Origin of the sequence: Trinickia soli (assembly GCF_002879855.1) — a bacterium.
Lineage (GTDB): Bacteria > Pseudomonadota > Gammaproteobacteria > Burkholderiales > Burkholderiaceae > Trinickia > Trinickia soli.
This window is the reverse complement of the sequence record NZ_PNYB01000091.1, coordinates 1-408: the sequence shown is the minus strand read 5'-3', so window position 1 is coordinate 408 and position 408 is coordinate 1. Positions and strand designations below refer to the sequence as shown.

Sequence of the window (408 nt, the reverse complement as noted above, 5' to 3'; positions counted from 1 at the left end):
AGCATAAACTCCTCCATTTTCTAACCAAACGGCATTTGCAATACTGAAACTAGGAGTTAAGCTAACGTTGAATCCGCCGTATCCATAAAGAATAGTTGGGTTTTTACCGTCTAATTTTAATCCTTTTTTATAAGTGATGATCATCGGAATTTTTGTTCCGTCTTTTGAAGTATAGAACACTTGTTTTGATTCGTAATCTTCGCTTTTAAAATCAACTTTTGGTTTTTGGTAGATTTCAGATTTACCTGATTTTGGTTCAAATGAATAGATCGTTCCCGGAGTCGTGTAATTGGTAAAGCTGTAGTATAATGTTTTATCCTCTTTTTTGGCTCCAAATCCACCTGCACTACCTACTGCAGGAAGTTTGATTTCACGGATTAGTTTTCCGCTGTAATCGTATTGTTGTAC

1 pseudogene is annotated in these 408 nt (G+C 35.5%); it reads right to left on the bottom strand.

The window, feature by feature from the left end:
- Nucleotides 1-408, bottom strand: a pseudogene (locus C0Z19_RS29255) (prolyl oligopeptidase family serine peptidase); the annotation flags it as partial.